10 protein-coding genes are annotated in these 12043 nt (G+C 40.5%); 2 read left to right on the forward strand and 8 right to left on the reverse strand.

Going from position 1 to position 12043, the window contains the following annotated elements:
- Positions 1-31: 31 nt before the first annotated feature.
- The 3 genes from NYE63_RS17515 to NYE63_RS17525 all read right to left on the reverse strand — a co-directional run bounded on the left by NYE63_RS17515 (position 32) and on the right by NYE63_RS17525 (position 4048).
- Entirely contained in the window at positions 32-1375 is a 1344-nt protein-coding gene (locus NYE63_RS17515) for a C4-dicarboxylate ABC transporter permease (protein ID WP_342605812.1), read from the reverse strand.
- 181 nt (positions 1376-1556) lie between these two features.
- Positions 1557-3173 carry a M20/M25/M40 family metallo-hydrolase gene (locus NYE63_RS17520; protein ID WP_342602080.1) on the reverse strand — a complete coding sequence of 539 codons (1617 nt, stop codon included), beginning with the start codon at positions 3171-3173 and terminating at the stop codon, positions 1557-1559.
- The gene (locus tag NYE63_RS17525; RefSeq protein WP_342605813.1) at positions 3170-4048 is read right to left on the reverse strand and encodes an arginine deiminase family protein; all 879 of its coding nucleotides are present in this window, start codon (positions 4046-4048) and stop codon (positions 3170-3172) included. Before NYE63_RS17525 ends, NYE63_RS17520 begins: the two co-directional genes overlap by 4 nt.
- A gap of 175 nt (positions 4049-4223) precedes the next feature.
- On the opposite strand from NYE63_RS17525, the gene NYE63_RS17530 reads away from it, so the two are divergent.
- Positions 4224-4964, forward strand: coding sequence for an IclR family transcriptional regulator (locus NYE63_RS17530; protein WP_342602081.1), 741 nt, complete (start codon positions 4224-4226; stop codon positions 4962-4964).
- A gap of 76 nt (positions 4965-5040) precedes the next feature.
- On the opposite strand, the gene NYE63_RS17535 is transcribed toward NYE63_RS17530, so the two are convergent.
- From NYE63_RS17535 to NYE63_RS17550, 4 genes are all read right to left on the reverse strand, one after another.
- Positions 5041-5289, reverse strand: coding sequence for a hypothetical protein (locus NYE63_RS17535; protein WP_283896957.1), 249 nt, complete (start codon positions 5287-5289; stop codon positions 5041-5043).
- A gap of 17 nt (positions 5290-5306) precedes the next feature.
- Positions 5307-5597: an SAV0927 family protein gene (locus NYE63_RS17540; RefSeq protein WP_076365856.1), complete on the reverse strand. Its 291-nt coding sequence runs from the start codon at positions 5595-5597 to the stop codon at positions 5307-5309.
- A 34-nt stretch (positions 5598-5631) separates the two neighbouring features.
- Entirely contained in the window at positions 5632-6909 is a 1278-nt protein-coding gene (locus NYE63_RS17545; RefSeq protein WP_342602082.1) for a Glu/Leu/Phe/Val dehydrogenase, read from the reverse strand.
- A gap of 903 nt (positions 6910-7812) precedes the next feature.
- Positions 7813-9159 (reverse strand): APC family permease, encoded by a 1347-nt coding sequence (locus NYE63_RS17550; protein ID WP_342602083.1) that lies wholly within the window; start codon positions 9157-9159, stop codon positions 7813-7815.
- Between the two features lie 419 nt (positions 9160-9578).
- Here NYE63_RS17550 and speB point away from each other — a divergent pair, with 419 nt between their 5' ends.
- Positions 9579-10556: an agmatinase gene (speB, locus tag NYE63_RS17555; protein ID WP_342602084.1), complete on the forward strand. Its 978-nt coding sequence runs from the start codon at positions 9579-9581 to the stop codon at positions 10554-10556.
- A 191-nt stretch (positions 10557-10747) separates the two neighbouring features.
- Here speB and NYE63_RS17560 read toward each other — a convergent pair whose 3' ends face one another.
- Complete coding sequence (locus tag NYE63_RS17560) at positions 10748-11812, reverse strand: M14 family zinc carboxypeptidase (protein ID WP_342602085.1); 1065 nt, start codon at positions 11810-11812, stop codon at positions 10748-10750.
- Positions 11813-12043: the final 231 nt, after the last annotated feature.

Here is a 12043-nt window from a genome sequence, read left to right on the forward strand (position 1 = left end):
CTTAGTGCCAATATTCAGACTTTTTAAATCTTTAAAAAGGGCCATACTGTATGCTTTGAGCAATGATCAAAAAGATAATCGCTACCGCAACCTGAATCAAAAGAAATGGAAACACCCATTTTACCCATTTCGTAAAGGATATGCCTGCCACTGCCAGTCCAGCCAATAGCACTCCAGAAGTCGGAAATATCATATTCGAAATCCCATCCCCTAATTGGAAAGCTAACACTGCCGTTTGTCTTGTCACACCCATTAAATCCGCTAATGGAGCCATAATCGGCATCGTCAATGCTGCTTGTCCACTTCCGGATGGAACAATGAAGTTAAGAAATAATTGGACAATGAACATTCCGATTGCATTTATGGCGGGAGGAAGCTGCTCAACCAATCCTGCAGCATAATATAAGATGGTATCCAGCAATCCGCCACTTGTTATGATGACTAAGATTGTCTGCGCAATTCCTATTATCAATGCCCCAGAAACCATATCGCTTGCTCCTGAAATAAAACCATTAGCCATTTTGGATGGAGTTAAGCCGCCAATTATGCCCATTATGATCCCGCTTAATAAAAACAAGCCGCCAATTTCACTTATATACCATCCTAATTTAATAACTCCATATACTAATAGGATGAAATTCACCAATAAAATAATTAAAGCAGCGCTATGTCTTTTACTCATCTTAAAGTTTTTATCAAGATGTGCATGTTCTTCACGCCTGAATTTCCCATACTCCCCCAGTTCAGGGTTTCTTTTAACCTTCATTGCATGAAAATAGATATACAATACTGTAACGACATAAAACACTGCAAGAAGAGCGATTCGCAATCCCATTCCCGAATACATGGGCAGTTCTGCAATGCTTTGGGCAACTCCTACATTAAAAGGGTTCGTAATGCCCGAAATGAATCCAGTCGCCAGTGTTCCAAGGATGACGATCGCAAAACCTGTAAGTGCATCAAAGCCTAATGCAATCGTCATCGGAACAATGATTGCAATATAAACCAATGCATCTTCAGCAGAGCCGATCAGTGTCCCTAATGATGCGAAGATCAATACCATCAACGGAATAAGCAATTTCTCTTTTGTTCCGAATCGGACAGCCACAAATTTAATGAAAGAATCCAGTGCACCTGTTGCCTGCATGATTCCCAGTGCTCCGCCAAACAAAAAGACGAACAAGATAATTGACGCTCCTTCAATCATCCCTGCGTGAATGCTGCTGAACATTTCCAATAATCCCACTGGTGTTGATTCAACGAATTCAAAAGAAGTAGGATCGACTACACTTCGGCCATCCTTTTCAATTCTTTCATATTGACCTGCGGGTAAGATATAGGTTAAAACCGTCACTATTACAATTACGATAAACATTAATACGAAAGGATTAATCCCTTTTTCCGGTAACTCCGTTAGTTGGTTAAGTGGCTTATTATTCTGATTAAGCGGCTCGGAAGTGATTTGACCATTAGGCAGGTCATTCATATTAATACCCCCAGTTAAAGTTTAATACTTTTAATCCAGTTTTCCTGTCGGAAGGGATAAATCCCCTCCATCACTTCTCAACCAAACACTTAAACATACTCTTTATTAACTTCTCCAGCATAACGGGCGTATGGACGAAGGCACTATCGATGTGAAGGCGCTCAGTACGCTGATGGGCGTCCTTGCCGAACGGACCCACATTAAGTACGGGTGCCTGAAGTTTTTTCATATCAGCAAAAGGAATGCTGTAAGTATCGCCCCAGACTGGTGTATTTTTTTCAAAAGCTGTCCAGCCATCAGACTCATCACTATATTGAACATAGCTTAAATCGCAAAGGCCATTAAAATAATGAATTTGGCTGACTTCTTCACCAAGCATACTGGCAGTTTCCTTCATTAATTTCACAGATTCCATGATAAGCGGATCATCGGACGTATTGACGGCTGGATAATATGGGGGTGCGAACAGCAATACAATGGCGGGTGAAAGCTCCTGACATTGTATCATCAATTTTTCAGCGATCCGCACTGATTTTTCCCGCTCATCCAAATCCATGTTCCCATTTACTTCACTCTTTATTTGCTCAATAATACTCCCTCCAAATTTGCCCTCGGCATATGAAAGTAACTTTTCGTAGCGCAATACTTGTACTTCACCTACACCTTCAATTTGTTCACGCAGACAAAGCTCTTTATAAGATTCATTGCATTTCATCGCTGCTTCGTTTGCAACCTGTTCGAATAGGTCCATTATTTCTGCAGCTGTCCTTTTCATAATGAACACATTATAAAGCGCGGCTGCCCGATAAGGTGTCTGTGTTGAATATTGTAGTTTTAGATCTTTTTGCTGAAGCGATACCGGTAAAGGTGTTTCCTCACCAAGATCACTTTCCAGAAAAAGAGTGTTCCACTCCATGAGCTGCGTGAGGAACGAGGCTATATAGTTAGCCGTCATGCCCTTTAATGGCTCACCTACATGAGTTTCTTTCCCATAAAAAAGGGCAGCTGGCATGATTTTCCCCAAAGTTCCTGAATAAATATAATGTCTATTATCGCCCGGTTTCTGTGAAAAGGACGGTTCACTATTAAAAAACATTTTATAGGAAAGGCCATATTTATCACGTAAAGTCACAAGTTCTTTAACTGCAGCCCTCATTCCCGCAGAATTCACTTCCTCATCAGGAACCGTTAACAGCAGGAGATTAATCGGCCATTGTTCGATGCTTGCCTTTTCGATGATAGCCATATGAAGGGCAAGCCCCATTTTCATATCCATCGTTCCTCTGCCAAACAAGTACTTTCCTGATTCAAGATCAATGCGCGCTTCTTCCGGTAGTTCAACTTTCCTGTCATGAAGTTTTTTCGTGAGCTCCTCTGGTTGAAATGCAAGAGTCTCGAGATCACCGTATTCTTCAGTATGAACCGTATCAAAATGGCTAATTAATACAACGGTCTCCTTTGCATCAGGATGTTTATAAAAGGCATTGACAAAGTTCCTCCCTAAATCAGCCTCGTGAAGCGATAAGTGCGCCGGATTCCTTTTAAAATATTCAAGCTCCCTCAATTTCTCTTGCACCTTATACGGAAACATCCGTTCCCCTTGTGTAAGAGTACGGCTATCCCAGCTAACAAGTTCACATAACAAAGCACGGAGAGTTTCTGGAGTACCCCATAGTAATTGACTCATCCCAATCCCCCTTCATTAATATTTGTACGCACCACAGGGCAGGTTAAACAAGTTGGACCGCCAGTGCCTTTGAAACTGATCTCAGTTCCTTTGTATTCATAAACCGTTGCTCCTGCATCAATAAGCTTTTGCTTCGTGTAAGCGTTCCCAGAAGATATCACGCAAACCCGCGGAGCAATGGCAAGAACATTACATCCCAAGGTCAAGTACTCATCAACCGGCACTTCGATAAGTTGTATGCCTCGTTCAATCAGCAGTTTTCGAAAAAAGACAGGCATAAGTCGGGAGTGAACAACTGCTAAATCCTGGTCGACCATGCTGATGAAAGACATAAGATGGAGACACTCTCCCTCTCCTTGATCATGCGGAAGCTGAACTACGATGAATTCATCCACAAGATGAGCGGTCATTTCTTTTAATTGCCGAATGGCTTCAGCGTTTGTACGATAACCATGTCCTACAACTAGGGTCTTATCATCAAGCCAAACGATATCACCGCCATCCGCGACCGCATCACCCGTTAAATACCCAATGATTGGGATGTTCTTTTCCTTGCAAAATTCTTTGTATACATTAGCTTCAGTCTGTCTCAATTCTTTCCCGGACTTTAAAATAATGGCTCCTTGGCTAGTGAATTTGACCGGGTCATGAGCATATAAGGAGTCAATGCCGACTACCGAAGATGCTGGCAAATAATCGATGTTTGGAACATATTTCTCCAAAATGGAAATAAAGTCACCATACTCTTTTTGTGCTTCGTTGAAATCCGGCTCTTCCGCAAAGTTGAATTTCCGCCATGCTTGACTTAAATGCTCTTGACTAATAAAAGCTTCTTTCGGATGTTTTACAATGACACGTTCCAATGGTTTGTACATGGACGAACAATATGTCACTGCCTCCCCCTCCTTTTCCGCATAGTGGAAAACGTTTCCGCTAATAGGAATTTTTCTTTTATTATAAAATTAACTTTGGTATAATGTCAATATGTTTTAAATATTCAAATAAATCAAAGTTCTATTCAACTTGTAATGAAAGATAGGTGGTTTGTTTATGCAATCGATCGACCGTGCCATGAACGTTATAAAGGTGCTGGTTTCCAATTCATCGGAAAACTGGCTGTCAATTACGGAACTTTCCCAAGAATGTGATCTTCCTGTCAGCTCCATGCATCGTTTGTTAAAAGCGATGTCCTTGCATGGACTAATCCAACAGGACGGTCAATCCAAACAATATGGTTTGGGGAATATTTGGCTCGAATATGGATTACGTATGTATGACAAAATGGATTACATCAGCCAAATAAGACCTGAACTGGAAAGGCTGATGAACAAAGTGGAAGAAAGCGTATATCTTAGCCAGCCAATAGAAATGGAATCACTCGTTATCGAAAGAATCGACAGTGAAAAAAGCCAAATTCGGGTTTATGACCAGCTTGGCTCACGAGTACCTATGCATATTGGGGCTGCCAATAAAGCGATGCTCGCCTATATGCCATATAATCAAGCGAAAAAAATCGTTGATGCTCTTCTGCCGATTCAAGAAAGAGCAGCATTTTGGGATATATTACAAGAGACTAAAACGAAGGGACATGGAATCAGCCATAGTGAAAGAACAGAAGGAACATGTTCTGTTGCAGCGCCGATACTGAACCATTTTGGGGAAGTTCACGGGGCCGTGAGCATTGGTTTTGTCAGCTTTAACCTGACAGATGAAAGACTTGATTTCCTCATTAAGAATGTTATGGAAACTGGCAATCGGGTTTCTGCAAAATTGGGGTATAGGGGAACATGAATAAGAGAGCAGTGGAGGATTATCGGATAAGCCGAAAAAGAAGATGAATCATTTCATCTTCTTTTTCGTTTTTATATTAATCGCTGCCGGTCACAAATAAATCTTCTTTAAAATAGGCGAGTACCTCGCCGGCCACCACTGGTTCACCCTCCAATACCTCCAATGATTCTATTTTCCCGCTGAGACCAATATCAATGATTTCCACACGTCCATCTGCCTTCCTAATCTGAAATAATTGTTCCCATTCGTAAAATCTGGAATTTTTAGATATTGAAATTTTTTCAATCCTGCCTTCACATGGGCTAAGAATCACATCAACGTACATTTATATCATTCCTTCCTTCAGTATTCTTCTAAATGAAATGGGGTTTGTAAGACCAGCTTGAGAAAGTTTTGAAACTCATGTATATCTTCTTGTTCAATCCCAAGCGTCGGAGCCCAGTACTGATCTAAATTAATATCATTGGCACAAAGCAGGATCATTCTTCCGCTTTGCATGGAAGTCACCATTGCTTTACCGAAAAACTGGGCCGAATATACAATGGTCACATCATATCTATAATCTTGTGACAATAAGCAATAATGATGAATTGCCTGGTTTTCTTTATTTTCGGAAAGAATATCAAAATTCAACGGATTGCCTCCTTTCTTGTAAGCCCTAATTCGCTCAGAACCTGACCCAACCTCGAAGCTGGGATGCTTCTGCTATTTTGCGAATCCCTTCAATATAAGCAGCCACTTTCATATTCACGGAATATTTTTGTGAAGTATGGTAGACATTTAAAAAGCTGGCCGTTATCTTTTCCTTCAATCGTTCATCCACAAGCTCTTCCGTCCAGTAATAACCTTGGTTGTTCTGGCACCATTCAAAATACGAGACTATCACCCCTCCTGAATTTGCCAAAATATCCGGGACTAGCACTATACCTTTATCATCGAGAATCTTGATCGCTTCCTTTGTTGTCGGCCCATTTGCTGCTTCGATCAGGATTTCACATTTTATTCGTTTTGCATTATCTTTATTCACCACTCCGCTAATAGCTGCAGGAATCAGCACATCACACTCTTTTTCCAGTAATTCTTGATTGGATAATGAATCTTTGTATAAGTTCGAAACGACCCCAAAAGAGTCCCTATTATCCAAAAGGTAAGGAATATCCAAACCATCCGGATCATATAAGCCTCCAAGCTCATCCGCTATTCCGACAACCTTAGCCCCCATTTCATGTAAATACAATGCTAAATGACTGCCAACATTCCCGAATCCCTGGATGATGACCCGCATGCCTTCAATAGGAATCCCCTTTAAATCACATATCATTTGAAGTGTATATAATACTCCCTTGGAAGTGGCCTTTTCCCTTCCCTTCGATCCTCCTAATCTCAGAGGCTTTCCTGTAATGAAGCCGGGTGAATCGAATTCCCTGATGTGATCGTATTCATCCAGCATCCAGGCCATGATTTGTGAATTCGTATACATATCAGGTGCCGGAATATCTTTTGTAGGGCCCACTATTTGACTTACTGCCCTGACATACCCTCTGCTTAATCGTTCTAGCTCAGATGAACTCATCTGTCTGGGATCACACACAATTCCACCTTTTGCCCCTCCATATGGAAGATCGGTTATTCCGCATTTCAAGCTCATCCATCCGGCCAATGCCTTAACTTCTTCAGGAGTGACATCCGGATGAAACCGAATTCCCCCTTTCGTTGGACCGGCTGCATCATTATGTTGAGCCCGATACCCTTGAAACATCCTTGTCTCCCCATTATCCATTTGAATAGGAATACAGACTTCCAGAAAACGCATTGGCGCTTTTAGAAAATCAAAAACCTGATCTGGATAGTCCAAAACATGAATCGCTTCTTTTAATATATCCTGGAATTCTTGCAGTGGATTATCCAATTGACTTTTTTCAATTACCTTTATTTTCCCTGTCATTTTAGCACCTCACTTTTATTCTTATAACTTACTTAAGCAACTTTCATGCCAGCTTTGAAGATATCGTGTGGATAGCCATATACCGCCATTTGCAATCATCAATATCACCATACAATCATCAGGATATATGTATTAATTCATAAGCAATTCAGGTTTGCATATGTAAACAGTGATGATTAAATACATAAAAAAAACATCCTTATTCGGATGTGTCAGTCGGTGACAAACTAGATGAAAATCGAGTTTGTCTACAGTCATTTAAGGGGTTGTACAATTTGAACGTTGATTTCCTTTTCAGGCAAGCGCTTTGCGCCTGCGGGGTCTCCCCTGGATGCGCTTTTCTAAGCAGGAGTTTCGTACCCCCGCTCCAATCAACTTTGTTTTAAAATTCAGTTAGAACTCCTTTTGTCTACAAACTAGATTGAGAGGGGATTTTTAACACAAAACCCTTGGTTATCCTTTTTGTATTTTTACTGTTTTATATGATGAAAACTCGCTGGATTGAAGAAATTTGCGACACCCTGCCGAATTACTGGCTAGCCGAGACCCCGGTGACGCTTGCTTTGATGAGGCTTGGCAGACAGTAGGCGGAAAGGGATCGGATTTCTGGAATCAACTGCAACTTGAAATAAAAAAACTGAGTCGACAAAGAGGTTCGAAATGCTCTCACCCCGGACAACGAGGGGACTTAAAATATTGTTGATTGCTGCGACGCCTGCTTTCGCTGCGATGAATTTAAAGAAGAAGGCCAACTGGACTTGGCAAGGGGGCCGAGGTCAACTATTCTCCATACTTGCTTCATTCAAATAAAAAACCAAAAAGGTTTTGGAATGAAACTATTCCAAAACCTTTTTGGCTACAAACTGACTCATCCTTATCGGATGAGTTTTTACTTACAAAGTCTCATAGCTGAATTTCTTCAACTTGGTATTGGGGCGGAGCCTTCCGGAATGCCTTTGTGATATATAATAGATAACAAAAACCAATAATGAACCAACTTATCCCCATTATTAGGGAACTTGTCTCAAGGTTGATCCAAAGAATGCCAATTGCTATAGCTCCAATTAAAGGCATTATTAAGTATTGAATACACCCCTTTATCGTTCGATGTTTCTTTTCCCGAATGATAAAATGGCTGATCACTGACAGATTTACAAAGGTAAATGCCATTAATGCTCCAAAGTTGATCAGTGACGTTGCTGTCACTAAATCAAAGAATAAAGCCGACAATGAAATGACACCAACTATGAGTACATTAATGGCTGGCGTCTTCCACTTAGGATGAATAAACCCAATCCATTTTTCAGGAAACACTTTATCTCGTCCCATAACATACAAAAGACGGGAAACACTGGCATGCGATGCTAGTCCCGAGGCTAGTGTATTGACGAAAGTCGTACAAAGAAAAATGGATTGAAATAGCTTCCCACCTACATAAAGGGCGATTTCCGGTAATGCTGCATCTGGTTCCTTAAAACGGGATATATCCGGAAAAAAGAGCTGAATAAAGAAAGATGCGGTAATGAAGATGATTCCACCCCAAAGTGCAGTTAAAAATATCGCTTTTGGAATTGTTTTTTTCGGATCAGGCGTTTCCTCAGATAGTGTCGTTACCGCATCGAATCCCAAAAAGGAAAAACAAAGGATCGTGGCCCCGGTTATTATTGCCGAAAAGTCCATTCCTTCAATTACGAAAGGCTTTATCGTAAACACTTCTCCTGTACCTTCTCCATCATTTAAACCTTTGACGACAAGAATAATGAACACTGCCATGATGGCAATCTGAATTAAAACAAAGAGCGCATTAAAGTTTGCAAGTACATTGACGCTCCGGAGATTGAGAATGGTGACGATTGCTACGAACAACACTACCCAAATCCATGTAGGAACTCCTGGAAATAATGCTGTGAGATAAATTTTGGTCAACAATGCATTTACCATAGGTAAAAACAAATAGTCTAACAGCGAAGACCATCCTACCAGGAATCCTAAATGCGGGTTTATGGCCTTTTGCGTATAAGTGTAGGCAGAACCTGCAGCAGGAAAAACCTTTACAAGTTTTCCATAGCTTGCAGCTGTAAAAAGCATCCCCACCAATGCAACGATATAGGCAGTCGGCACATGCCCGCCCGTAATCCCAGATACAATGCCAAATGTATCAAATACGACCATGGGGGTCATATAAGCTAACCCCATCATAACGATTTGCCATAATTTCAGTGATCTTTTCAATGTAACCTCATTTTCCACCTATCATTCCTCCTTGAAACCGCTTTCAAATCAGTGAGTTCAATTTCTTAACTAGATAAATCTCCATGCCTCCCTCTTTTTTAAAAGTTTTCCTGTATACCTTAATGCAATTTCTGTGCCATATGATTTCGGTTTACTTCGAAAAACGAACTAAGCCAAAAGTGCTTTTAATTCCTGTATTCTTAACGGCAAATGATTGATTCATAGAAATGAAGTCTTTCAGCATCTCTTCTTCGGCGATTCAATTTCCCATAAATTATTCACCTTTGCATACCCCAAGCCAATGTTATCTGGTAAAAAACCCTCATTAAATCACTACTGTGACTTGGCATGATATTTGCATAATTAACCATCTATAGGAATTCATCTATATGAGTTTCAAGACTATAAAAGTTATAAGAAAATGGAGGAATAGAAAAATGAAATATCCTTTATCCCCTGATGTTAAACCAGAATTTTGTACCACCGGATCATTTATGCGCTTACCTTCTTCAAGGGAAAATGCCAAACTGGCAGTGGTAGGTATGCCTTTTGATACAGCTGCTTCATTCAGGGTAGGAGCCCGTTTTGCTCCACAGGCAGTCCGTCAAGCATCCATGACCTTGTTTCCTTACCATCCCATTCAAAAGGTATTTCCGTTTGACGAATGTAATGCAATCGATATTGGGGACGTTTCGGTGATTCCCCATAATATACATCGAAGCTATGAGTTAATTGAAAAGGCCATGGCAGACTTGATGAAAAACGGTATCATTCCAATAGGCATCGGAGGAGATCATTCCGTAACATTGGCTAATCTAAGAGCTGCCGCAAAAATACACGGTCCTGTTGCACTTCTCCATTTTGATTCACATACAGATACCTGGGATACTTATTATGATGAAAAATATTGGCATGGTTCCCCGTTTATCCGTGCTTATGAGGAAGGTTTGCTCCAAACAGATAAAGTTTTCCAGATTGGCATCAGAGGTACGCTCAATCATCCAGGAGATATAGATTCCAGTACGGATCTAGGCTACAATGTGATAACTACGCCCGAGCTAAAGAAAAGGGGAATCGAGGATGTCGTGAAGGAAGTCAAGAAAACCATTGGGGATACACCATGTTTCTTGAGCTTTGATATTGATTTTGTTGATCCATCCTGTGCTCCTGGGACTGGCACCCTTGAGGTCGGTGGTCTAAATAGCTTTGAAACCCTAGAGATGATACGCTCTCTGCAAGGATTCAACTTTATTGGGTTCGACCTGGTGGAGGTCCTCCCGCCATACGATCCAACACAAATTACGTCACTATTGGCTGCCACCATCATTCATGACTTTGCCAGTTTAGTAGCCTTACAGTTAAAAGAAGAACAAAAAAAGGAGAATTCACAAGATAATAAAGTCATGAAACAATAGCAAAATGGGTTCCATATCCAAAAGGCATCTGCTCTTAGTGAAAGCAGATGCTTTTTCCTATGTGATCTCTTATCCCCCATTTCCAATTTAAAGAATTTCATATAATATGATGAACAAGTTCGAGATTCAAAATCGGTGTGGGAGAATTCAAAAAAAAACACATCCCATTCTGAATGGGATGTGTCATCATTTTATTCGTCTGATTCTGCTCCAGAACGATTCGATTGTGTTGGCAGGGTGTCCCAAAAGCTTGCATCAACAGTTTCAATTGAATCATCGGCAAGAGCTCTTACAGCTGCATCCAAAGTGGTTACTGTTTGCTTTATTAGATAGCCATTACTTTTTTGTCCAAGCGCTACTGACTCGATATTGTGGTCCGACATACCTCGCATCTCAAAGAGTAGTGTGGCAATATCATAACGAACGGCTGCACCATTACGGCCTATATTTTCTCCAGAACCGCCATCATACTTACCAATATGCCCCCAACCAGTTGGTTCAATGGAGTTATATACAACAGCACCCAGTTTTTTTGACGCTTCTAACACTTCAGGCTTTACTTTAGCGTTTGTAGGATAAAGAATTGAACCTGAAACAAGTTCACCATCTGTTTCGCTTAGTGTCCCTTGATGATGTAAATCTATCATGTAATCTATATCGTATTTCGCAAATACATTTTCGTGTAAAGCTTTTACCTCTACTTGCATGGAATCAGTTTTTTTATCATGCTCACGGTTTAAGTCGATCCCATTTGCATTTGCCCGTGTTAGATGTCGATCACCCTTTGCTAAATAGTCATCAAGAGGGAAATTAACATCTCCCATGGCCCCATCTGCATTTAACATGGGAATGATCAGTATATTAACATTTTCCAATAAACCTTTCGTTTTATTCGTGCCTAGATGTTTAATGAATTCGAGGGCACCCTCAGTAGTCAGTTGTTCATTTCCATGCTGTTGAGTTAAAAATAGAATAGTAGGATTCTTAGGATTTGAAATGTACTTCGCTAGGTAAATATCCCTTCCTTTTACCGTTTCCCCGATTACTTCCAGTGCCAGCCTTTCTTGTTTAGCATCCTGCGTTTCAAGATATCTTACCAGGCTTTCATATGTATGAAGATTTGAAGTTGTCACTTGGCCATTTCCAGCACTGGGGCCATTTCCAACCGCTCCGACTGGTAGCGCAACAGCTGTTACTGCGCTTAACGTCATCAAACTAGATAATGAAACTGATAGAACTTTCTTTTTAAAATTCAATAAAAACCCTCCTTATCAAATTTAATAACCAGGAAAAATATCCATTACTAATATTCTGACATTTTTAACACTTTATGTTAATAGTGAAAAGTAACTATGTTTCCAAATAGTTTTCTTCTACACAATATAACTTGAAAGGAATTACTTCTACAAAGGCGATATTCAAAAAAGCATTTTCTGTTTGCCGAAACCGTTCATGAAGAAAAACCAGGCGGCTAGCCGTCTGGTTAC

It is taken from the genome of Peribacillus sp. FSL E2-0159 (genome assembly GCF_038643155.1).
In the GTDB taxonomy this organism is placed as follows: Bacteria; Bacillota; Bacilli; order Bacillales; family DSM-1321; genus Peribacillus; species Peribacillus simplex.

Bases quoted from the DNA above. Each gene is read 5' to 3' on its own strand.
- NYE63_RS17515 (WP_342605812.1), bottom strand. From the start codon at position 1,375: ATGTTTATCGTAATTGTAATAGTGACGGTTTTAACCTATATCTTACCC.
- NYE63_RS17520 (WP_342602080.1), bottom strand. From the start codon at position 3,173: ATGAGTCAATTACTATGGGGTACTCCAGAAACTCTCCGTGCTTTGTTA.
- NYE63_RS17525 (WP_342605813.1), bottom strand. From the start codon at position 4,048: ATGTACAAACCATTGGAACGTGTCATTGTAAAACATCCGAAAGAAGCT.
- NYE63_RS17530 (WP_342602081.1), top strand. From the start codon at position 4,224: ATGCAATCGATCGACCGTGCCATGAACGTTATAAAGGTGCTGGTTTCC.
- NYE63_RS17535 (WP_283896957.1), bottom strand. From the start codon at position 5,289: ATGTACGTTGATGTGATTCTTAGCCCATGTGAAGGCAGGATTGAAAAA.
- NYE63_RS17545 (WP_342602082.1), bottom strand. From the start codon at position 6,909: ATGACAGGGAAAATAAAGGTAATTGAAAAAAGTCAATTGGATAATCCA.
- speB (WP_342602084.1), top strand. From the start codon at position 9,579: ATGAAATATCCTTTATCCCCTGATGTTAAACCAGAATTTTGTACCACC.